This window comes from Neorhizobium phenanthreniclasticum (assembly GCF_040066075.1).
Lineage (GTDB): Bacteria > Pseudomonadota > Alphaproteobacteria > Rhizobiales > Rhizobiaceae > Neorhizobium > Neorhizobium petrolearium.
On record NZ_JBEAAL010000012.1, the window covers coordinates 140,016 to 161,191 of the forward strand.

At 58.7% G+C, this 21,176-nt stretch carries 19 protein-coding genes; 12 read left to right on the forward strand and 7 right to left on the reverse strand.

Annotation, left to right across the window (positions count from 1 at the left end):
- The first annotated feature begins 41 nt into the window (after window positions 1-41).
- Genes ctaD through ABK249_RS17345 form a run of 4 tightly spaced genes read left to right on the forward strand, consistent with a single transcriptional unit; the run spans window position 42 to window position 3,632 of the window.
- Window positions 42-1,817: a cytochrome c oxidase subunit I gene (gene ctaD, locus ABK249_RS17330; protein WP_348863472.1), complete on the forward strand. Its 1,776-nt coding sequence runs from the start codon at window positions 42-44 to the stop codon at window positions 1,815-1,817.
- Entirely contained in the window at window positions 1,814-2,536 is a 723-nt protein-coding gene (locus tag ABK249_RS17335; protein ID WP_227705407.1) for a cytochrome c oxidase subunit 3, read from the forward strand. The genes ctaD and ABK249_RS17335 overlap by 4 nt, the downstream gene beginning before the upstream one ends.
- Window positions 2,533-3,252: a heme-copper oxidase subunit III family protein gene (locus ABK249_RS17340; protein WP_037145819.1), complete on the forward strand. Its 720-nt coding sequence runs from the start codon at window positions 2,533-2,535 to the stop codon at window positions 3,250-3,252. The genes ABK249_RS17335 and ABK249_RS17340 overlap by 4 nt, the downstream gene beginning before the upstream one ends.
- Before the next feature lie 11 nt (window positions 3,253-3,263).
- Complete coding sequence (locus tag ABK249_RS17345; RefSeq protein ID WP_037145821.1) at window positions 3,264-3,632, forward strand: cytochrome C oxidase subunit IV family protein; 369 nt, start codon at window positions 3,264-3,266, stop codon at window positions 3,630-3,632.
- Window positions 3,633-3,793: 161 nt separating this feature from the next.
- Here the strand turns inward: ABK249_RS17345 and ABK249_RS17350 are convergent, their stop codons facing one another.
- From ABK249_RS17350 to ABK249_RS17365, 4 genes are read right to left on the reverse strand one after another with little or no spacing between them, the layout of a single operon-like run.
- On the reverse strand, window positions 3,794-5,062 hold the full coding sequence (locus tag ABK249_RS17350; protein ID WP_227705408.1) for an ABC transporter substrate-binding protein: 1,269 nt from the start codon (window positions 5,060-5,062) through the stop codon (window positions 3,794-3,796).
- Between the two features lie 32 nt (window positions 5,063-5,094).
- Window positions 5,095-6,198: an ABC transporter ATP-binding protein gene (locus ABK249_RS17355; protein WP_227705409.1), complete on the reverse strand. Its 1,104-nt coding sequence runs from the start codon at window positions 6,196-6,198 to the stop codon at window positions 5,095-5,097.
- Window positions 6,199-6,201: 3 nt separating this feature from the next.
- The gene (locus ABK249_RS17360) at window positions 6,202-7,116 is read right to left on the reverse strand and encodes a carbohydrate ABC transporter permease (protein ID WP_037145827.1); all 915 of its coding nucleotides are present in this window, start codon (window positions 7,114-7,116) and stop codon (window positions 6,202-6,204) included.
- Entirely contained in the window at window positions 7,116-8,009 is an 894-nt protein-coding gene (locus ABK249_RS17365; RefSeq protein ID WP_037145829.1) for a carbohydrate ABC transporter permease, read from the reverse strand. The genes ABK249_RS17360 and ABK249_RS17365 overlap by 1 nt, the downstream gene beginning before the upstream one ends.
- Window positions 8,010-8,170: 161 nt before the next feature.
- Between ABK249_RS17365 and ABK249_RS17370 the strand changes: the two genes are divergently transcribed.
- From ABK249_RS17370 to ABK249_RS17385, 4 genes are all read left to right on the forward strand, one after another.
- On the forward strand, window positions 8,171-8,974 hold the full coding sequence (locus tag ABK249_RS17370; RefSeq protein ID WP_348863473.1) for an aldo/keto reductase: 804 nt from the start codon (window positions 8,171-8,173) through the stop codon (window positions 8,972-8,974).
- Between the two features lie 47 nt (window positions 8,975-9,021).
- Window positions 9,022-9,486, forward strand: a complete 465-nt coding sequence (locus ABK249_RS17375) for a VOC family protein (protein ID WP_348863474.1) — start codon at window positions 9,022-9,024, stop codon at window positions 9,484-9,486.
- 53 nt (window positions 9,487-9,539) lie between these two features.
- Entirely contained in the window at window positions 9,540-9,959 is a 420-nt protein-coding gene (locus ABK249_RS17380; RefSeq protein ID WP_037145834.1) for a VOC family protein, read from the forward strand.
- 80 nt (window positions 9,960-10,039) lie between these two features.
- Entirely contained in the window at window positions 10,040-11,065 is a 1,026-nt protein-coding gene (locus ABK249_RS17385) for a LacI family DNA-binding transcriptional regulator (protein WP_348863475.1), read from the forward strand.
- 28 nt (window positions 11,066-11,093) lie between these two features.
- Here the strand turns inward: ABK249_RS17385 and ABK249_RS17390 are convergent, their stop codons facing one another.
- From ABK249_RS17390 to ABK249_RS17400, 3 genes are all read right to left on the reverse strand, one after another.
- Window positions 11,094-11,867 (reverse strand): slipin family protein, encoded by a 774-nt coding sequence (locus ABK249_RS17390; RefSeq protein ID WP_348863476.1) that lies wholly within the window; start codon window positions 11,865-11,867, stop codon window positions 11,094-11,096.
- A gap of 26 nt (window positions 11,868-11,893) precedes the next feature.
- Window positions 11,894-13,252: an NfeD family protein gene (locus ABK249_RS17395; protein WP_348863477.1), complete on the reverse strand. Its 1,359-nt coding sequence runs from the start codon at window positions 13,250-13,252 to the stop codon at window positions 11,894-11,896.
- Between the two features lie 293 nt (window positions 13,253-13,545).
- Window positions 13,546-14,580 carry a LacI family DNA-binding transcriptional regulator gene (locus ABK249_RS17400; RefSeq protein WP_037145840.1) on the reverse strand — a complete coding sequence of 345 codons (1,035 nt, stop codon included), beginning with the start codon at window positions 14,578-14,580 and terminating at the stop codon, window positions 13,546-13,548.
- Window positions 14,581-14,750: 170 nt separating this feature from the next.
- Between ABK249_RS17400 and ABK249_RS17405 the strand changes: the two genes are divergently transcribed.
- The 4 genes from ABK249_RS17405 to ABK249_RS17420 all read left to right on the forward strand — a co-directional run bounded on the left by ABK249_RS17405 (window position 14,751) and on the right by ABK249_RS17420 (window position 21,169).
- Window positions 14,751-16,676: an ABC transporter substrate-binding protein gene (locus tag ABK249_RS17405; RefSeq protein ID WP_348863478.1), complete on the forward strand. Its 1,926-nt coding sequence runs from the start codon at window positions 14,751-14,753 to the stop codon at window positions 16,674-16,676.
- Window positions 16,677-16,762: 86 nt separating this feature from the next.
- Entirely contained in the window at window positions 16,763-18,871 is a 2,109-nt protein-coding gene (locus ABK249_RS17410) for an alpha-amylase family protein (protein WP_348863503.1), read from the forward strand.
- A 110-nt stretch (window positions 18,872-18,981) separates the two neighbouring features.
- Window positions 18,982-19,968, forward strand: coding sequence for an ABC transporter permease (locus tag ABK249_RS17415; RefSeq protein WP_348863479.1), 987 nt, complete (start codon window positions 18,982-18,984; stop codon window positions 19,966-19,968).
- Window positions 19,969-19,978: 10 nt separating this feature from the next.
- Window positions 19,979-21,169, forward strand: a complete 1,191-nt coding sequence (locus ABK249_RS17420) for an ABC transporter permease (protein ID WP_348863480.1) — start codon at window positions 19,979-19,981, stop codon at window positions 21,167-21,169.
- The last annotated feature ends 7 nt before the right edge of the window (window positions 21,170-21,176 follow it).

Below are 21,176 nucleotides of genomic sequence, written 5' to 3' on the forward strand. Positions count from 1 at the left end.
TCGGGCAGGAAGGCAGCATCGGAAGGAAGGGAGGAGATATCATGGTCGAGATTCCATCCGGCGACGCAGGCACCGTCCCGTCCGCCGAAGTCGAGGATGTTGAACTCTATCATCCGAAAAGCTGGTGGACGAAATATGTCTTCAGCCAGGATGCCAAGATCATTGCCGTACAATACTCGGTCACGGCCATTTCGATCGGTCTTCTGGCGCTCGTGCTCTCCTGGCTGATGCGCCTGCAGCTTGCCTTTCCCGGCTATTTCGCCTTCATCGATGCCGACCGCTATTATCAGTTCATCACCATGCACGGCATGATCATGGTGATCTATCTCCTGACGGCACTGTTCCTCGGCGGTTTCGGCAATTACCTCATTCCGCTGATGGTCGGCGCACGCGATATGGTGTTCCCCTATGCGAACATGCTGAGCTACTGGATCTACCTGCTCGCCGTATTGATCCTGGTCGCGAGCTTTTTTGCACCGGGCGGGCCAACGGGGGCCGGCTGGACCCTCTATCCGCCACAGGCCGTTCTGTCCGGCACGCCCGGCGGCAGGGACTGGGGCATCCTCCTGATGCTCTCCTCGCTGATCGTCTTCATCATCGGCTTTACCATGGGCGGCCTGAATTATGTGGTGACGGTGCTGCAGGGACGCACGCGCGGCATGACGCTGATGCGCATGCCCCTGACCGTCTGGGGCATCTTTACCGCGACAGTGATGGCGCTGCTGGCCTTCCCTGCCCTCTTCGTCGCCTGCGTCATGATGCTGTTCGACCGTCTGCTCGGCACGAGCTTCTTCATGCCCGCCATCGTCGAAATGGGCGAGCAGTTGCAGCATGGCGGGGGCAGCCCGATCCTGTTCCAGCACCTGTTCTGGTTTTTCGGGCATCCTGAGGTCTATATCGTCGCCCTCCCCGCCTTCGGCATCGTCTCGGACTTGATCAGCACCCATGCGCGCAAGAACATCTTCGGCTACCGCATGATGGTATGGGCGATCATCATCATCGGCGGCTTGAGCTTCATCGTCTGGGCGCATCATATGTATGTCAGCGGCATGAACCCGGCTTTCGGCTTCTTCTTCGCCACGACCACGCTCATCATCGCCATCCCCACGGCAATCAAGGTCTACAACTGGGTGCTGACCTTGTGGCGCGGCGACATTCATCTGACGCTGCCCATGCTTTTCGCGCTGGCTTTCATCGTCACTTTCGTCAATGGCGGCCTGACCGGCCTCTTCCTCGGCAATGTCGTCGTCGACGTCCCGCTGTCCGATACCATGTTCGTCGTCGCGCATTTCCACATGGTCATGGGCGTCGCGCCGATCCTTGTCATCTTCGGGGCGATCTATCACTGGTATCCGAAGGTGACCGGGCGCATGCTGAACGAAGCACTCGGCCAGATCCATTTCTGGATCACCTTCCTCGGCACCTACGCGATCTTCTTTCCCATGCATTATCTCGGCCTGCTCGGTGTGCCGCGCCGTTACTACGAGCTTGGAGAGACAACCTTTGTTCCGCCTTCGGCCCATACGCTGAATGTCTTCATCACTGTCACGGCGCTCGTCGTGGGCGCGGCTCAGATCGTCTTCCTGTTCAATCTGGTCTGGAGCCTCTTCAGGGGCCGGGAGGCAGGCGGCAATCCGTGGCGGGCGACGACGCTCGAATGGCAGACGCCGCAGACCCCGCCTGCACATGGCAATTGGGGCAAGGATCTGCCGGTGGTTTACCGCTGGGCCTATGACTACAGCGTGCCGGGAGCGGCCGAGGATTTCATCCCACAGACGGAACCGGCAAGCGGCGTCACAAGGGAGGTCGTCGCATGAACGTCGCACTGGTCTTTCTTGCCGCGATCGGTGCCATCATTATCTGGTGGCTGGCCGGGCAGCGGTTGACCTCGAAGCCCTGGCTTGAAGCAAGTCCGGTGCAGGCGGTGGCAGGCGGGCAAGAGCCGCCTGTTGTGGCGGTAAAAATCGGCCTCTATGTCTTCCTCGGCGTCGTCGGCGCCCTCTTCAGCCTCTCTGTCAGCGCCTATTTCATGCGGATGGAGGCCTCGGACTGGGGAGGAATGCCGGTCCCCCGGTTGCTCTGGGTGAATACCGCCGTGCTTGTCCTGAGCAGCGCTGTGCTGCAATGGGCAAGAAGAGAAGCGCGGCTTGGCCATATGGAGACCCTGCAGCCAATGCTTGCCGCCGCTTTCCTTCTCGCTGCCCTCTTTCTCGTCGGACAGATCCAGGCGTGGCGCGAACTGATGTCGACCGGCTACGTGCTTGCCGACAATCCCGCCAACAGTTTCTTCTACATGCTGACGGGCTTGCACGGCCTGCACGTCCTCGGTGGCCTTGTCGTGCTCGGCCGAACGACCGCCAGATCATTCGTGGCGGATGCTCGGAAGGACAGGCTGCGCCTCAGCGTCGATCTTTCCGCCATCTACTCCCATTTCATGCTCGCCGTTTGGCTCATGCTCTTTGCGCTCTTTGCCGGCTGGGCAAACGACTTTGTCGATCTCTGCCGCCAATTGCTGAACCAGGGGATTCCTGGATGACACAGTCTCTCCAGACACACAGCAATCCTGATCTCCACCCCGCCGGACTGCGCGGCGTCGCTTCCGATTTCGCCTCGGATCAGCGCGCCTTCAAAACCGCCTCATGGGGCAAGGCGATGATGTGGATCTTTCTCTTGAGCGACACCTTCGTCTTCGGATGTTTTCTGCTGGCCTATATGACCGCGCGCATGTCGACGCCCGTCGCCTGGCCCAATCCGAGCGAGGTCTTCGCGCTCCATATCGGCGGGCAGGATGTTCCGCTGATCCTGATCGCGATCATGACCTTCGTGCTGATCTCAAGCAGCGGCACCATGGCGATGGCGGTCAACTTCGGCTATCGCCGGGAACGCGGCCGGACGGCTGCCCTGATGCTGGCGACAGCGCTTCTCGGTGCGACCTTTGTCGGCATGCAGGCCTTCGAATGGACGAAGCTGATATCGGAAGGGGTGCGCCCCTGGGAAAATCCCTGGGGGGCGGCGCAATTCGGCTCATCCTTTTTCATGATCACCGGCTTTCACGGCACTCACGTCACGATTGGCGTCATCTTTCTCTTCATCGTCGCCCGCAAGGTCTGGCGGGGTGATTTCGACGAGGCGCGGCGCGGCTTCTTCACCAGCAGGAAAGGTCACTACGAAGCCGTCGAGATCATGGGCCTCTACTGGCATTTCGTCGATCTGGTCTGGGTGTTCATCTTCGCATTTTTCTATCTGTGGTGAGGGGGATCGTCATGAGCGAGACAACCGCGCATGCTCAAACGCACACGCAGGCACGCACACAGACGCATACCGGGCAGCAACATCCGATCCGGCTTTACCTTCTCGTCTGGGGCCTGCTCTTCGTGCTCAGCGCCTTTTCCTACATGGTCGATTATCTCGGAATCCAGGGCTTTGCCCGCTGGTCGCTGATTCTCGTGTTCATGATGCTCAAGGCGGGACTGATCGTCGCCATCTTCATGCACATGGCCTGGGAACGGCTGGCGCTCGTCTATGCCATCCTGCTGCCACCGGCGCTGGTGCTGGTCTTCACGGCCCTCATGGTCTCGGAGGCAAACTATACCATCCTCACCCGGCTCGCCTTCTTTGGAACGGCTCCCTGACGGGCGCGACGCCGAAGCCTCCTTTCAAGCTCGCCGATCGCCTGCGCATCTTTGCCCGAGGTTTGCAATCACTCCGGCTTCGGCCCGTGAGGACAACTCGGGGAACAAAAATGCCGGACGCATTCGCGCGCCCGGCTTGCAGTCAGTCCACTGGGAGGGCTTCAGTTGAAAATCGACTCGTATTCGCCTTTCAGCATGGCGATCACATCGTCTGTCGTCATGTTCCGATCCCCCTGAAAGGTGAACATCGTGTTCCAGATCGAGTTGATCCAGTCCGAATCCGAAATATAGAACGGATTGAGCACGCTGGAATTGTCCTTGGCGAGATTGCTCAGAACCAGCTTGTTGCAGGCGTCGAGCTTGTCCTCCGGCGCATCGACCCGAACCGGGGTCGATCCTTTATAGGCTGCGAATTGTCCATTATTGGCCGGATCGACGGCAATTGATGCCATGTCGAATTCCGCGGCGAGTTGATCCTTGCTGACAGGAGCACCACCGAGGATGCCCATGGCGTCGACCGTGACAGCCACAGCCTTGGTGCCCGGCCAGTTGATGCAGTTGAAATCCTCGCCCAGCACCTTGTTGTTGGCTTTCCACTGCCCCTTCATCCAGTCCCCGTGGAACTGCATCAGCGTCTTGCCCGAAATCACCGTATTCGTGGTTTCGTTCCACTGGCGGTTCGTCCAGCCTTCGTCAGCCTGGGCAGTGATCTTCCGGAACATCTCGATCGCGTCGCGAAGACCCTTTTCCTCGAACACCGACGGATCCGGCTTGCCGCCGTCAGATACGTTGTAGAACTTCTTGTAGACTTCAGGGCCGGCTACCGCCGCCATGAGAGCGTGGAACAGGTAGCCTGCCTGAAACGTATTGCCGCCGACGCCGATGAAATTGTAGCCGGCCGCCTTCACCTTATCCATGTCGGCAAACATATCGTCCGCCGACTTCCATTGCGTCGGATCGACGCCCGCAGCCTTTGCGATTTTCATATTGTAGTAAACCATGCCGTCGATATGAATTCCGAGCGGGATCTTGCGCACCTCGCCGTCGACCTTGATCGCTTCCTGTACGGCGGCCGGGAAATTCGGCGTTGCGCCGATCTTGTCGAAATATTCGCCCACGGTCTGGCCAAGCCCGCGATCACGAATATCCCGATAGACGTCAGCATTGCCGGTCAGAAAGATGTTCGGCGGCGTTCCGGCAATCACCAGGCTCACGATCGGCCCCCCTGCTCCGGACTGCTCATGCGGAACCGCCAGTTCCTTGATGGTGTTGCCTTTGGCTTTCAGCGCTTTGACGAATACGTTGAGAGCTTTGATCTCGCTTTCATTCGACCAAGAATGAAAGATTGTCAGATCGGCTGCGCTGGTCTTGGCGATGGGGGCGATAGCGAGCGCGAGCGCCAGCCCGATGCCTGCGAGTTTGGATCTCATGCCATTTCCTCCCTGTCATCAGGCCGTCCGGCCTAGATTCGCACTTCCGTCTTCGGGTCGAACAGATCGAACTTGTCAGCCGGATAGCTGACCCGAAGACGTTCGCCCGCTGCCGGTACGTGGTAATGCTTGGAATCGAAACGGACGGCGATCAGTCCGCCGCCGCTTTCAAGAAAGGCAGTTACGTCGCTTCCGGTTTTTTCCGTGTAGCGGACGGGCAATTCGAAATATGCGCCACATGCCTCTTCAGGCATCTCCCCAACGGAAAAATGCTCCGGCCGCATGCCGGCGATGACGTTCTGCCCCGTTTTGGGCTGGTGCTCGAATTGATAGCGCGAGAGATGAAGGGGGACGCCTGACGGCTCGTGCCGGGCAACACACGCGCCTCCATTGGCGACGACCGTCGCGGGGACCATGTTCATCGCCGGTGAACCTATGAACGAGGCGACGAAGAGGTTTTTCGGCCGTTCATAGATTTCGTCGGGCGTTCCGATCTGCTGGATGACACCGCCATTCATGACGGCGATCCGCGTCGCCATTGTCATTGCCTCGATCTGGTCATGCGTGACGAACACGATCGTCTTCTTCAGTTCATTGTGCAGGCGTTTTATCTCGAGACGCATTTCAGTCCTGAGCTTCGCGTCGAGGTTCGAGAGCGGCTCGTCGAACAGGAAGACATCGACATTCTTCACCAGCGCCCGGCCGATGGCGACGCGTTGGCGCTGCCCCCCGGAGAGCTGCGCCGGCTTGCGGTCCAGCAGAGCATCTATCTGCAGAAGCTTTGACGCCCATTCGACACGTCGCTGCATTTCGGCCTTGTCGAGCTTTTGAGCAGAAAGACCGAACAGCAGGTTTCCCTTCACGGTCTTGGTCGGATAGAGGGCGTAGGACTGGAACACCATTGCCAGACCACGATCCTTCGGATCGAGATCGGTCACATCCCGGTCACCGATCGCAATCGTGCCGTCCGAAGTTTCCTGCAGGCCGGCGAGCATGTTCAACAGCGTGGTCTTGCCGCATCCCGAAGGTCCGAGAAGCACCAGAAACTCGCCATCGGCAATCTTGAGATTCAGGTTCTCAAGCACGGTCAGGCTGCCGAAACGCTTGACAATATTGCGAAACTCGACGTCAGGCATGGACTATCCCTTGATTGCTCCGGCGGTGATGCCCTCAACGAAGAACTTGCCAAGCCCGAAATAGACGACGAGCGGAGGGATGGCGGTCAGAAGTGCTGCGGCCATGTTCACGTTGTAACGAACCTCGCCGAACGAGGTGATCACGGTATTGGCGAGGATGACGGTCATCGGTTGTGTGCCGACGCCACCGAAGGTAAGCCCGATCAGATAATCGTTCCACACGCTGGTAATCATCAGGATGAGCACGACGATCATGATGTTTGCCGACATCGGCAGTATGATTTCCAGGAATATCTTCCAGAAGGAGCCGCAATCCATGATCGCCGCCTTGATGATCTCGTCTGGAATGTCCTTGTAGAAATTCCGGAAAATCAGCGTCAGCAACGGCATCGACAGGATGGCGTGGACAACCGCAACCGCCCAGATCGTGCCGAAGATCCCGAGCGAGGAGACGAGTACCACAAGCGGGATCATGATGATCTGAAAGGGGACGAAGGCGCAGAGGAACAGAATGAAAAGGAAGGTTCCCGCCCAGTTGATCTTCCAGAGCGCCAGCGCATAACCCGTCACCGACGAAACGCCGATCGACAGCAACAGGCTCGGAAACAATATCTTGAGCGACGTCCAGAAGCCGGCGCTCACCCCATTGCAGGTCATGCCCGCACACGTCTGCGACCACGCGTAACGCCAGGGTTCCAGCGTCCATTCCGTCGGAAGCGAGAAGATCTGCCCCTGCGCGATCTGGTCCATCGTCTTGAACGAGGTCATGATCACGACATAGAGCGGAACCGACACAAAGGCCGCGCACATGGTCAGGAAGACGAGGATGGCGATGCTCGATCCCCGGATCCGTCTCCGGCGCCGTTTGACCTTGACCCGGTCAGCGGCAAATGCCGTGGCTTCGATGGTAGCTGTCATTATGCACGCTCCTCCCGCCGGCGGGCCTGCCAGGCTGTCACGAGCATGAGAGGCAGGAAAAGTGCCGCCGTCATGAGAAGCATGATGACGGCCGCAGCGGAGGCGTAGCCGATATTGCCGCGTGCGCCGAACGAATTGACCACGAAATAGGCCGGTGTCCAGGTTGATGTGCCGGGCCCGCCATTGGTCATCGCAAGGACGATGTCATAGGTCTTGACGACACCAAGAGACAACAGGATCGCGCAGGTCAGAAAGGTGAACTTCATCATGGGAATGATGATCTCTGTGTAGAATTTCCAGAGACTCACGCCATCGAGCCTTGCTGCGCTCCATATCTCGGAATTGATCGATTTCAATCCCGCCAGCATCAGTGCCATGTAGAAGCCGAGACCGTGCCAGATGGAGGCAAGAATGATTCCGTACATGGCTGTCCGCGTGTCCGCGAGCCAGTTGAAATTTGCGCTTTCCCAGCCGAGCCCCCGCAGGAAATTCTGGACGCCGAGATCCGGATTGAAAATCCATCGCCAGGCAATGCCTGTCACGATGAGAGAAAGCGCCAGCGGATAGAGAAATATCGTCCGGAAAAACCCCTCCCCTCGCTTTTCCCGCTCGATCATCGCGGCAAGTATGAAGCCGAAGAGAATTGCCAGCGCATTTCCGATTGCGAGAACAAGGATATTTCCGAGCGCCGTGGTCCAGGAACTGTCATTGAACAGCCGTTCATACTGTCTGCTCCAGGAACTGAGATCGATCGTATATTCGGGGAACCGCCGCGAGCGCGTGAACGAAATCCAGATCGTCCAGAGAATCGCGCCGAGAAACGCAACGGCGGTCGTCGTCAGTGCGGGAATAAGCGCAATCCTGGGCGATGCCCAGCTCCACCGAATTGCCATCTGTTCCTCCCCGACCCGCCGTGGTCGCTTGCGAAGGGTATTCGCAAATGATCGCAAACAGATCTTGTATTAGCGCTAATATAAAGGTAAGCATTGCCAAACGTCAATGGCCTTGTTGATGCCGGGAAGCCATCACGGAAAAGAGGCCGGGGAGGAAGGCGATGCTTGGGGACCAGATACCGGCGGTGGGGCTTGGTACATACGGGCTGACCGGAAACGACGGCCTTTCCTCAATGAAATCGGCAATTTTGCTCGGATACCGGCATCTTGATACCGCGCAAACCTACGGCACGGAGGAAAATGCCGGACAGGCTGTCCGCGGATCGGAACTGCCGAGGGGTTCATTTTTCATTACGACGAAAATCACCGCCAAGAACCTCGGACGCATTCGGCAGAGCATTCGGGAAAGCCTCATCCTTATGGGGCTTGATCACGCCGATCTTGTGCTCATCCACTGGCCCGCACCTTACGACGAGGTGAGCGTGCGCTCTTATATCGGAGACCTGGCGAGAGCGCAGGACGAAGGTCTGTGCAAGTTGATTGGCGTTTCGAATTTCACGCGCAGACATCTCGATGAGGCACTCGCCGAAATAGGTGAGAATCGCCTGGCGACCAACCAGTTCGAACAGCACGTCTATCTGCAGAACCGCGTTCTGGAAGATCACTGCATGTCGGCGAACATACGGGTCACCGCTTACATGCCGTTGGCAGGCGGCAACGTTTCAGACGACGCCGTTCTGAATGCCGTTGCGCAAAAACATGGCGTTGCCGCAAGCCAGGTCGCGCTCGCCTTTCTGCTCAACAGGGGCTCGATCATCATACCGAAATCGGGCTCACGCGCCCGCCAGCAATCGAACCTCGCTGCCAAATCCGTGAAGCTCGACGCACAAGACCTTGAGGCGATCGCAGGTCTCGATTGCGGCAGGCGTTACATCAACCCGGAATGGGGTCCGGCGTGGGACTGATTTAAAGAGGAGGCCGGGCAAGACACCGGCCATATCTGGAGGAGAAGATGGGTATCTTCACGACGCTTGGCCACATTGCCTTCAAGGTCAACGATCTCGATAGGTCGGTGGCATTCTACAACAGGATTGGATTTCCCGAAATGCTCCGCCTGCTCGATGCGGAGGGCAGACCCTGGATCGTCTATCACCGCATCAACGACAATCTTTATCTTGAACTATTCCCTGGAGGAGATGGCACCCCTGCTCCGGCCAATGAGAAAACCGGCTTGAACCACTTCTGCCTCACGGTCGCCAATGCCGATCGGGCCGAAAGGGACCTTGCGGAAGCCGGCATCAAGCTTCTCCGTCCCCGCAAGGAAACACGCGGTGTCGACGGCAATTGGGGCATGTGGATCGAAGACCCGGACGGGAATCGCATCGAAATCCAGGAAATGGCGCCGAACTGCATCCAGTACGAAGCTGAAAGAGCACTGGTCGCCGGCGGTGAGCCCCACGTCCTGACTGTCTATTAGCAACCGTCGAAAACCGCAAAACGAGGCCGACAATATTGGCCGGGAGGATTTTCATGATCAAGGTAAAACAGATCGCTCATGTCTGCATCTTTGCTCACGACCTGGATAAGACCCGCGCGTTTTACGAGGATGTTCTGGGACTCGACACGCAGTTCAACTTCCTGCGTGACGGCAGGATTTTCGGCTTCTATCTCAATTGCGGCGGCAGGAGCCATGTCGAGGTTTTCCAGAAGGATGGAACCTCATATAGCGACACGAACCAGATCACCCATTTCTGCCTCGAGGTCGAAAATCTCGACGAGGCAATCGCGCATATCAAATCAAAGGGTATCGATATCACCAACAAGAAGTACGCGTGCGACGACACCTATCAGGCGTGGATAAGGGATCCCAACGGAGTGAGGATCGAACTGTTTGAATATACAGATAAGAGCGCTCAGTTTACCGGCCGTGACCGCGTTGCCGACTGGTGATTGGCGCTTGAATTCGGCAATCTGTCTCTTGCATCTGGAAGACGGAATGCCGGCACAGGCAGGCTAGAAAAGTCACTTCCATGGAAAAGGGCCTCGTGAAACCAAAACCCAAAACCAAGCTGAAGGATGTGGCCAAAGCTACGGGTTTTTCAGAAAATACGGTATCGCTGGCCCTGCGGGGCAGTCCCCGCCTGCCGGAGTCGACCCGGGACCTGATCCTTAAGGTGGCGGAGGAACTCAACTATTTTCCCAACCATATCGCCCGCTCGCTGGCCAACAATGCGACGCGGACTATCGGGTTGGTATTGACGGACATCATGAACCCTACGCTGACCTTGGCTGCCCGCACGATCGAGCGGGAACTGACCAAAGCCGGCTACGGGATGATGTTCGCGGCAAGCGACACCAACGTCGAAAGTGAGAAACGGGCGCTTCTGCGTTTCCAGTCCTATCAGGTGGACGGAATTCTGGTATATCCCGCTCATCATCGAAAATTCGATCATATCGTCGCCGTCGCTGAGGCCGGGACACCTGTTTTGCTGCTAGCCGAACTGCGCGGATCGGGCCTCGATACGGTGGCAATCGACGATATGGCAGGTGCCTACAAGGTCGCTTGCCATCTTCTCGGGCTCGGTCACCGCCGGATCGCCATGCTGGACGGCGGCTTCATGTCCGGGAATGACGACAAACGCCGCGGAATCCGCAACGCAATCCGTCAGGCCGGGCTTCCGGCCAATACGCTCATTGTTCACAATACCAAGGGAACTTCAGCTACCCAAGGCTACCGGGTGATGCCTGCCGTGATGGCCGACCCCAACAAGCCCACTGCGCTTGTCGCCTCAACCGACGCATTGGCTACCGGGGCGTTGCGCTGGTGCGGCGAAAACGGGATTTCGGTTCCCGGCCAAATGGCGATCGCCGGATACGACAATACGGAAGTCTCGGAATTCAGCGTTTTGCCGCTGACGACCGTGAACTATGCAGCCGATGAAATCAGTCGAATCGGCGTTGCACGCATCCTTCATCGTCTGGAAAACAAGGAGGCGCGGCTTCCCGCGGAAACTCAGTTGATCGAGCCTGAATTGATTGTCCGCGCGACGACCTGATGGGAGAGGCTGTCACGTTATCCTTGAATTATTCCGGCGATTTCCCCGTCTTGAGCGGGAGGAGATTGCCGAGATCGATCGGGAACGGAAAGACGATCGTCGAATTCTGTTCGCCTGCAATGACGTTCAACGTGTTGAGATAGCGGAGTTGCATCGCCTCGGGCTGTCTTGCCAGGATTTCGGCCGCTTCAAGCAGCTTCGCCGCGGCCTGTTGTTCACCCTCGGCATTGATCACCTTGGCTCGCCGTTCACGTTCGGCTTCCGCCTGGCGGGCGATTGCACGGATCATGGATTCATTGATGTCGACATGTTTGATCTCGACATTCGCGACCTTGATGCCCCAGGCATCGGTGTGAATGTCGAGGATCTCCTGGATGTCGTTGTTGAGCTTGTCGCGTTCGGCCAGCATTTCATCGAGATCGTGCTTGCCAAGCACCGAGCGTAAGGTCGTCTGGGCCAGTTGGCTCGTCGCCATCATGAAGTCCTCGACCTGGATGGTCGCCTTCTCGGGGTCGATGACCCTGAAATAGATCACGGCATTGACCCGGACGGAAACGTTGTCGCGAGAGATGACGTCCTGACTGGGAACATCGAGCACCAGCGTACGCAGGTCGACGCGCACCATCTGCTGCACGTAGGGAATGAGAAGGATCAACCCCGGTCCCTTGACGCCGGTGAAACGGCCGAGCGTGAAGACGACGCCGCGCTGATATTCCCGAAGGATCTTGATCGCGGAACCGATGAGGAGCAGCAGAAGAAGGACGATGACGAGATAGAAGGCGATATCCGTAAACATACCCATGATTTCCTCCTGTTTTACAGAAGCCCCTAGCGTTCCTGCGCAATTCTGGTGACTTCGAGCGTCAGCCCGGTTCTACCGGTTATCTTGACGCCATCGCCGGCGACGAGCGGTTCGGTGGATACTGCCTTCCAGCGCTCGCCATGCGCGATCACATAACCCGAGGTATCACTCCAGCTATCAACCTTGCCGGCGATACCGACCATCTGCTCCGTGCCGGTGACGACGTCACGCCGGCGCGAGGTGAATGCAAGGCGAGCAACGATAACGCTGAAGACGATGCTGGCAATGGCTATGCCCCCCAGCACCGACCAAGAAATCTCCAGGCCGGGCACATCCGTATCGAACAGGATGGTCGCGCCCAGTACCAGCGCTACAGCGCCGCCGATGCCGAGGGCACCGAAGGATGGCGAATGTGCCTCGGCTACCGTCAACCCGGCACCAAGGACAATCAGCGCGACACCGGCATAACTCACCGGCAGCAATGCAAGCGCATAAAGGCCGAGAAGCAGGCTGATACCTCCGATCGTGCCGGGAACAAATGTTCCTGGAGTGAGAAATTCGAAGATAAGACCATAGATGCCAACCATCATCAGGATGAGTGCAATGTTTGGATCGGTTATCACTGAAAGCAGCCTGGTTCGCCAATCCGGCTCGAAATCACGGATGGCGAGACCTGCGGTCTCAAGTCGAATATCTGTCTGGCCAACACGCACGACGCGACCCTGAGCCTGCGCCAGGAGATCCTCCACGGTCGCCGCCGTGAAATCGATGACATGTTCGCGCTGGGCGGCGACCGATGAAAGGCTGGCAGCTTCGCGTACGGCACGTTCTGCCCAATCGGCATTGCGGCCGCGCAGTTCCGCAAGACCGCGAATATAGGCAACCGCATCATTGACGGCCTTTGCTTCGCTTGCGTTATCCGGGGATTGTCGCTGCTTGCCGTTGGGGTCGTCCGGACGATCGTTGCCCGGTTCCGGACGACGATCGAATCCTCCGCCGAGGGAAATCGGTGTTGCCGCCCCCAGATTGGTGCCCGGCGCCATCGCTGCGATGTGGCTTGCATAAAGAATATACGTGCCGGCGCTGGCAGCCCGCGCGCCGCTTGGGGCCACGAAACCTGCTACCGGCACGGGCGAGGCAAGGATCGCACGAATGATGTCGCGCATCGATGCGTCAAGACCGCCGGGCGTGTCCATCTGCAGGACGACCAAACCCGCTCCACCTTCATCGGCACGCTGAAGTCCGCGCCTGACATAGTCTGCCGTCGCCGGACCGATGGCGCCGTTCAGCTTCAGCACTATCGCTATATGTGCGGGTTCCGTTGACGGCGCCGCGCTCAGACCAAAAACCGGCAGGGCAAGCAGCAGGAGGATGGTTCGGGCCATCAACCGCCAGAACCTCAAACACCGCATGGTCTTCCGTCGAATGTTCATGATCTGGAATATATGGCGGAAGTGCAAAACGGTAAGATAAGGACCTTTCGATCACAGCTGTCGGCTATGCAGCGTGTATCGTCAGAATATGACTGATCATGCGAATTCGTACCTTAGAACACGCCGTTTCTGGAAAGATCACTCGACGTACTTTTGGGGCGGAGCGAAGCGTGCGCGTCTCGTCAGAGACGGAAGTCTGGCCAAGGCCATATGAGAGACCATGCGCGCCGATGAGCCGAGTGCAATTACGCGCGTTCCTCCGCCGCAAAGTCGTCGTGATGCTTCGTCAATTGCTTGCACGGGCCGGTGGACCGACGCTCGACAATCCTCGATGCGATATTGACGCGGCGTGCGGGCATGTCCGGCTGGCGCGGGTGTTCGATGCGCTCGACCAGAAGCCTCAGGCCGACGGCACCGCATTCCTGGCCTTCCATTCGCACTGTCGTCAATTGCGGTGATATCTGTGTTGCAGCCGAAAAATCGCCGAAGCCGACGACGGAAACATCATCGGGAATACGGTAGCCCTGCCCCAAAAGTTCGGACACGACAGTCAGCGCGAGACCGTCATGGGCGCAGAAGAACGCCGTTGGCTGAATACCCTTCTCCTTGAGCGCGCGATAGGCGCCGGCAAAGCCGCCTTGCTCGTCGAACTCCATGGCATGCAATGCGACATCGGGGTAACGTTCGGCAATCTCGCGCGCTCCATAGAAACGCTCGCGGCGACCGCGATAGCCGGGCGTACCGTAGACATAGGCGATCGATCGGTGCCCGAGGCCAAACAGGTATTGCATTACAGCCTGGCCCGCCTCATGGTCGGTGCCGGAAACGTGGTCGGCGTCTTCCAGGGGATCGATCCAGCCGAAACGGACGATCGGAATACCGGTCGCCGTCGCGGCTGCAATCGCTTCAGGGGCATGCGGTCCAACGAGCAGCAGGCCGGCACAGGTGTGTGCCAGATCCTCAAGCTGGCTCGCGTGGTGCGTCCAGCGCATTCGCAAACCCATGCCCAACCGATGGGCCTCGGATTGAACCCCGTTCTGGATCTGCATGTAGAGTTCGCTGTTGACGGGATCGTGATCATGAAAAACGATGGCGACCTCGCTCGCCGCAACCTTGTTCAGCGGCTTGATATATCCCAGCCGCTGCGCCGTTTCGCGGATGCGCTCGCGGGTCTCATCGCTGACACCGCTCTTGCCGGACAATGATCGCGATACCGCGTATTTCGACAGGCCGACTTCCCGTGCAATCGTCTGTAAGGTGACGCGTCCGCGCTTTTCCATTCCCGCATCCTTCTGCAGCCGCAGCCTCGCTACACGGCTGCGTTGTAAAACACAAATTTTCCAAACACGGAACATAACACTTTACCTAACGATATTGTAATGCAAACCTCACGTTATCCAAGCCCGGGAGAAGGAAAAACAGGGGCAAGGATTTTGTGGAGGAGATACCGATGATCAAGCTGAAACGTCGTACGTTTCTGGCCGGAAGTTCGGCCGCTCTGATTTTGCCGGCTTTGCCGGTCGCCGCCGCTACCTACAAGGAAGCGGACATTCTGAAGGACAAGGTTTCAAACGGCGCCCTGCCGTCTGTTGCGGATAGGCTTCCTGAGACCCCCCTTGTCGTCAAACCGTTCGAAAGCATCGGGAAATATGGCGGTGACTGGAGAATGGCCCTGGTGGGAGGCGGTTCGCTCTCCATGCTGTTCCGCTATCAGGCTTATGAGCCTCTGCTGCGCTATACACCCGACTGGTCGGGGGTGACCTTGAACGTCGCGGAAGCCTTCGAGGCAAATGCGGACGCCACGGTCTACACGATCCGGCTGCGCAAGGGCATGAAATGGTCCGATGGACACCCTTACACGACGGCGGACGTCAAGTTCTGGTACGATACCGTGCTCACCGACAAGCGGGTCGCGGTCACCAGCCAGGGCCACTGGAAGACCGCCGGCAAGCCGGCGAAGCTGGAAGTGGTCGATGAACAGACCTTCAAGGTGATCTTCGAGGCACCTAACGGTATGTTCCCGCTGCAGGTCGCCTGGGCCAACAACGATCACACGACACGCTGCCCCAAGCATTATCTCGAACAGTTCCATATCGACTACAATCCGAAGGCCGACGAACTTGCCAAACAGCACGGCTTCGAAAGCTGGATTGCCGCCTTTCAATCGGTTTCCGGGTTCCAGAACGACAATGCCTTTTTCCTGAACTCCTCGAAGAAGCCGTGCCTCAACGCCTGGATGTTCACGATCGCACCCGGCGAGAACACCGAAAGGGCGGTTGCCGAGCGCAATCCCTATTACTGGAAAGTGGATACCGAGGGTAACCAGCTGCCCTATATGGATCGCATCGTCTACCAGATGGTCGCCGATCCGCAGGTGCTACTCTTGAAGGCCATGCAGGGCGAAATTGACTACATGGACCAGTATATCGCAACACCGAACAACAAGTCGGTGCTCTACGATGCGCGCCAGCAGGGCGACTATGATTTCTGCACGCTGACCTCGACGGAGGCCAACGTCATGAACTTCATCTTCAACCTCAATCATAACGACGAGACAAAGCGGGCGCTTTTCCGGAACAGGAATTTCCGGGCGGCTCTCTCGATGGCTCTCGATCGTCAGGCGCTGATCGACGCCGTGCTGGTTGGCCAGGGAGCTCCTGCTCAACCCTCCATCAAGGAGAACGACCCGCTGTATAGCGAACAGCTTGCCAAGCAGTTCACGGAGTATGATGTCGAGAAGGCGAACGCCATGCTGGACGAGATCATTCCGAAGCGCGACGACCAGAACTTCCGCCTCGACGAGAAAGGCCGGCGCCTGACGATCATCTTCGAGATTGACCAGGCGCGCGCGATCTTCCTCGATCTCTTCCAACTGGTGATCCCGATGTTCCAGGCGGTCGGCATCGATGCGCAGATGCGGACCATGGATCGTTCACTTTGGGAGACGCGCGTCCGTCAGGGTCGCGATTTCGACGCGACCGCACATCAGTTCGGCGCCAATGGCGGCATCGCGGCCATGCTCGATCCACGCTATTATGCGCCGACGGACTCCAACGCCATGTATGCCCCCGCCTGGCAGCTCTGGTATCTCGACCGCAACAATGCCAGTGCGGAGGAACCGCCGCCGGAGACGAAGAGGCAGCTTGAGCTTTACGACAAGCTGAAGGCGACGTCCGATCCTGCAGGTCAGCAGGCGATCATGAAGCAGATCCTGCAGGGTGCTGCGGACAACTTCTACGTCTTCGGTATTTCTCAGCCGCCGGACGGCTACGGCATCGTCAAGAACAACATGAAAAACATTACCCGGACCATGCCGAGTTCCTTCGGTTGGCCGACGCCCGCTCCCACCATGCCGGAGCAATTCTACAAGGTCTGACGGCCTTCGACGGAATGACGCGTTTCGGGCGCCGGCCGTGCCGGTCGGCGCCGCGATACCTCTTTGCCGATGATTGGATGAAGACGATGCTCGACGCCAGGAAACAGAACATAGACACGCTGAGGACACCGGAGTGGTACAAGACTGCGACACGCTGGACCCAGCTCACTTTCGTCGAGGACGATCCGGAAAAATACGACCCCGCCTTCTGGATCGATGTCTTCAAGCGAACGAAATCCAATGCCGTCTGCCTCAGCGCCGGTGGCTACGTCGCCTATTACCCGAGCAGGGTTCCTTATCACTACGTCAGCAAATATCTGGGCGACAAGGATATCTTCGGCGCTCTCGTCGATGCGGCACGCAAGCTCGACATGCATGTGATGGCCCGTGTCGATCCGCACGCCATCCACGACGATGCCGCCAAAGCCCATCCGGAATGGGTCATGGTCAATGCCGACGGCACGCCCCGCCGACACTGGGCCTATCCGGATGTCTGGGTCACCAACGCCTACGGCGACTATAACACGGTGTTCATGCCGGACGTGGTCAAGGAGATCATTCGCGAATACGATATCGACGCGATCTTCGCCAATCGCTGGCAGGGGCATGGCGTCGATTACAGCGAAGACAGCGCACGTCGTTTCAAGGACATGTTCGGCTACGGCCTGCCTCGGAAGGCGGATGCGGACGATCCGGCCTGGCAGGCCTGGCTGCAATGGCGCCGCCACGTCCTGACGGGCGTGATCGCGCAATGGGATGACGCGATCAAGGCGATCCGGCCGCATGCGAGCTTCATTCCCAACATGAGCGGGGCGTCGCTGATGGAGTTCGACCTTTCCGTCATCACGAGGCATTGCCCCTTCCTCGTCGTCGACCACCAGGGTCGCAAGGGGCTGGAAGTCGGCTGGTCGGCAGGCCGCAATGGCAAGCGCATCCGGGCGACCTTTCCCGACCGTCCCGTCATGCTCATTACCTCGATCGGTCCCGAGGAGGAATATCGCTGGAAGGATGCCGTGACTTCGCCGGAGGAAATCCAGCTCTGGATCAACAACGGCACGACTCACGGCCTTTATGCCTGGTTCACGAAATTCAATGGCGTAGTGCCGGATAAACGCTGGGTGGAGCCGGTCGCCGATTCATTCAACTTGCAGGCCGCGGTCGAGCCGGTACTGGAAAGCATGAAGCCCACGGCCGAAATCGCCGTGATCGATCCTTCGACCACGCTGCGTCATTGGGCACCGGAGGATCGGCATAGTGCCGAAAAACACGATCTCGGCTTCTATCACGCCCTGGTAGAGGCCCGTCTGCCCTTCGAGCTTCTCTCCGATCAGGTTCTGACTAAGGACAACCTCGATCGCTTCAGAGTGATCATCCTCGCCAATGCCTCCTGCCTGTCGGACGCGCAGAACGCGGCGATCCGCGCCTATGTGGAGCGTGGCGGCAGCATCATCGCCGCCTATGAAACCTCGCTGCGCGACGAGAACGGCAAGATGCGGCCGGAATTCGGCCTTGCGGATGTCTTCGGCGTCAAATTCGTCTCCGGCCCCCGCGGCATTGTCAAGAATACCTATCTGGCGCTTTCGGGAGACCATCCGATCGGCGAAGGGTATGAAGGAGCGAGCCGCATCATGGGCGGCACGCGGCTCATCCATGTCGAGCCGGTCACCAGCACCGCGACGCCCTTTCTCTACATCCCCGACTTCCCGGACCTGCCTATGGAGGAAGTCTATCCACGCAAGGCACCGGAAGGAGCCGCCGTCATCGCCCGCGAAACCGGCAGGGGTGGGCGGGCGGTCTATATTCCGTGGAATATCGGCGAGATTTTCTGGGAGGTCTTTGCCGTGGACCATGCACGACTGATCGCGAACGCCGTTCGGTGGGCGCTCGGCAAGATGCCGCGTGTCGTGATCGAAGGGCCTGGGGTCATCGACATGGCGCTACGCGAAAACGACGAAGGCATCGCGCTCAGCCTCTTCAACCTGACCAATCCAATGATGATGAAGGGACCGATCCGCGAAAATTACCCTCTGGCGGGCCAGACGGTTTCCGTGGAAATTCCGAAAGGCAAATCGGTAGACAAGGCTTGGCTCGTTGTCGCCGACCGCGCCGCAGATTTCAGCCTCCGGAATGGACGCGCCGAGGTGGAAGTACCCGGTATCGAGCGGCTGGAGGTGCTGCATCTCACCTGGACGTGAGATGATCGACTGAAACGGAAGAGCGCTGCCGGCCTGGAGGGGCCGGTAGCGGGGTAGAGATCCGGAGGAAGCGCCGGTCCGACGCTCTCAACGGGAGGAGAAACATTCCGATGCTTGGCTATATCTTCAAGCGCGTGCTCTACATGATCCCGACCCTGTTCGGCATGTCGCTGATTTCGTTCCTGATCATCCAGTTGCCGCCGGGCGACTATCTGACCTCGATGATTGCCACGATGAGTGACAGCGGCCAGGCGGTCGATCCGGTTGAGATCGAACGGCTGAAGGAAATCTACGGTTTCGATGATCCGTTCTATATCCAGTATCTGAAATGGATATGGGGCATTCTCAGCCGCGGCGATTTCGGCCGCTCCTTCGAATGGAATCAGCCGGTTGCCGACCTCATCTGGGCTCGCATGGGATCGACCCTGGTGATCTCGCTGCTGAGCCTTCTTTTCGTGTGGGTCGTCGCACTTCCGATCGGCATCTATTCGGCCGTGCGGCGTCATACCGTTGGCGATCACATCTTTACCTTCTTCGGCTTCATCGGCCTTGCGGTTCCGAATTTCATCCTGGCGCTGATCCTGATGTATGTCGCCTATAAATATCTCGGCCAGAGCGTCGGCGGCCTCAACTCCCCAGAATTTGCCGAAGCGCCCTGGAGCTTCGCAAAGGCCGGCGACTTCCTGGCGCACCTATGGATTCCGATCATCATCATCGGCGCTTCGGGAACGGCTGCGCTGATCCGCATCCTGCGCGCCAACTTGACTGACGAGCTGCACAAGCCCTATGTCATCACCGCCCGCGCCAAAGGGTTGCCGGAATACAAAGTCATCCTCAAATATCCGGTGCGTATCGCGCTCAATCCTTTCGTTTCGGCGATCGGCTGGGTCCTGCCGCATCTCGTTTCCGGTGTGACGATCACGGCGATCGTGCTCAATCTTCCAACGGCCGGGCCGCTTCTTTTCCGCGCGCTGGTTTCACAGGATATGTATCTCGCGGGCAGTTTCATCCTGCTTTTGAGCGCCCTCACCCTTGTCGGCATGCTGCTTTCGGATCTGCTGCTTGCGCTGCTCGATCCGCGCATCCGGTTCAGCTGAGGAGGCCGGCATGGGCGTACACGATACTCTCGGGAAACATGTTGAACCCGCGCTGATGGTCGTCGATGGGCCTTCGATCAGCCCGCTCAAGCAGGGCAAGTCGGTCTCGACAGCCACAGTTGGACCCTGGAAGCTGATCGCCGGCAAGCTGATCCGCCAGAAAGTGGCAATGACGGCTGGCGCCGTCATCCTTTTCCTCTATCTGGTCGGCCTGTTCGCCGAGTTCTTGGCCCCTGCCCTGCCTGCGACGTCGAAGCCGCAATATACCTACGCGCCGCCGCAAGGGATCAGTCTCTTCGTGGCGCGGCCGGACGGCAGTACGGAGTTCAATCCGCATGTAAAGGGTTACAAGGTCGAAATCGAAAAGGTAGCCCTGAGGCGCACATTCGTCGTTGATGACAGCAAGGTCGTGCCGATCGGGTTTTTCGTCAAAGGCCCGGCCTATGAACTATGGGGGCTAATCCCCATGGATCGTCATCTGATCGGCCCGCTTAACCCCAATGATCCCATGTACCTGCTCGGTACGGATCGTCTCGGGCGCGACGTCTTCTCGCGACTGATCTACGGAACGCGTGTCTCCATGTCGATCGGCCTCGTGGGCGTCGCGGTGTCCCTGGTTCTGGGCGTGGTCTTCGGCTCCATCTCCGGTTTCTATGGCGGCTGGGTCGATACGGTCATCCAGCGGATCATCGAAGTGATCAGCGCCATGCCGACCATCCCGCTCTGGCTGGGGCTGGCGGCGGCCATCCCGCTTACCTGGTCGCCGGTCAGCGTCTATTTCGTCATCACCATCATCGTCTCGCTGCTCGGATGGACCAGTCTCGCGCGCGAGGTGCGCGGACGGTTTCTGGCGCTCAGGAGCGAGGATTTCGTCACTGCCGCGAGGCTCGACGGATCGAGCGAGGCGCGGCTAATCTTCCGCCATATCCTGCCGTCGCTGACGAGCCATATCCTCGCCGTGGTGACGCTCGCCGTGCCCACCATGATCGTCGCGGAGACATCGCTCTCCTTCCTCGGCATCGGGCTGAAGCCGCCGGTCGTGAGCTGGGGCGTGCTGCTGCAGGATGCCCAAAACATCCGTACGGTCGCGACCGCACCCTGGCTGCTGATCTGGCCGTCGCTCGCGGTTATTGTGGCCGTCCTTTCCTTCAACTTCTTCGGCGACGGCCTGCGCGATGCGGCCGATCCCTATGACAATTGAGGAGGGA

Bases quoted from the DNA above. Each gene is read 5' to 3' on its own strand.
- ABK249_RS17415 (WP_348863479.1), top strand. From the start codon at position 18,982: ATGCTTGGCTATATCTTCAAGCGCGTGCTCTACATGATCCCGACCCTG.
- ABK249_RS17345 (WP_037145821.1), top strand. From the start codon at position 3,264: ATGAGCGAGACAACCGCGCATGCTCAAACGCACACGCAGGCACGCACA.
- ABK249_RS17335 (WP_227705407.1), top strand. From the start codon at position 1,814: ATGAACGTCGCACTGGTCTTTCTTGCCGCGATCGGTGCCATCATTATC.
- ABK249_RS17355 (WP_227705409.1), bottom strand. From the start codon at position 6,198: ATGCCTGACGTCGAGTTTCGCAATATTGTCAAGCGTTTCGGCAGCCTG.
- ABK249_RS17390 (WP_348863476.1), bottom strand. From the start codon at position 11,867: ATGGGTATGTTTACGGATATCGCCTTCTATCTCGTCATCGTCCTTCTT.
- ABK249_RS17370 (WP_348863473.1), top strand. From the start codon at position 8,171: ATGCTTGGGGACCAGATACCGGCGGTGGGGCTTGGTACATACGGGCTG.
- ABK249_RS17400 (WP_037145840.1), bottom strand. From the start codon at position 14,580: ATGGAAAAGCGCGGACGCGTCACCTTACAGACGATTGCACGGGAAGTC.
- ABK249_RS17385 (WP_348863475.1), top strand. From the start codon at position 10,040: ATGGAAAAGGGCCTCGTGAAACCAAAACCCAAAACCAAGCTGAAGGAT.
- ABK249_RS17380 (WP_037145834.1), top strand. From the start codon at position 9,540: ATGATCAAGGTAAAACAGATCGCTCATGTCTGCATCTTTGCTCACGAC.
- ABK249_RS17360 (WP_037145827.1), bottom strand. From the start codon at position 7,116: ATGACAGCTACCATCGAAGCCACGGCATTTGCCGCTGACCGGGTCAAG.
- ABK249_RS17375 (WP_348863474.1), top strand. From the start codon at position 9,022: ATGGGTATCTTCACGACGCTTGGCCACATTGCCTTCAAGGTCAACGAT.
- ctaD (WP_348863472.1), top strand. From the start codon at position 42: ATGGTCGAGATTCCATCCGGCGACGCAGGCACCGTCCCGTCCGCCGAA.
- ABK249_RS17350 (WP_227705408.1), bottom strand. From the start codon at position 5,062: ATGAGATCCAAACTCGCAGGCATCGGGCTGGCGCTCGCGCTCGCTATC.
- ABK249_RS17410 (WP_348863503.1), top strand. From the start codon at position 16,763: ATGCTCGACGCCAGGAAACAGAACATAGACACGCTGAGGACACCGGAG.
- ABK249_RS17340 (WP_037145819.1), top strand. From the start codon at position 2,533: ATGACACAGTCTCTCCAGACACACAGCAATCCTGATCTCCACCCCGCC.
- ABK249_RS17405 (WP_348863478.1), top strand. From the start codon at position 14,751: ATGATCAAGCTGAAACGTCGTACGTTTCTGGCCGGAAGTTCGGCCGCT.
- ABK249_RS17420 (WP_348863480.1), top strand. From the start codon at position 19,979: ATGGGCGTACACGATACTCTCGGGAAACATGTTGAACCCGCGCTGATG.
- ABK249_RS17395 (WP_348863477.1), bottom strand. From the start codon at position 13,252: ATGGCCCGAACCATCCTCCTGCTGCTTGCCCTGCCGGTTTTTGGTCTG.
- ABK249_RS17365 (WP_037145829.1), bottom strand. From the start codon at position 8,009: ATGGCAATTCGGTGGAGCTGGGCATCGCCCAGGATTGCGCTTATTCCC.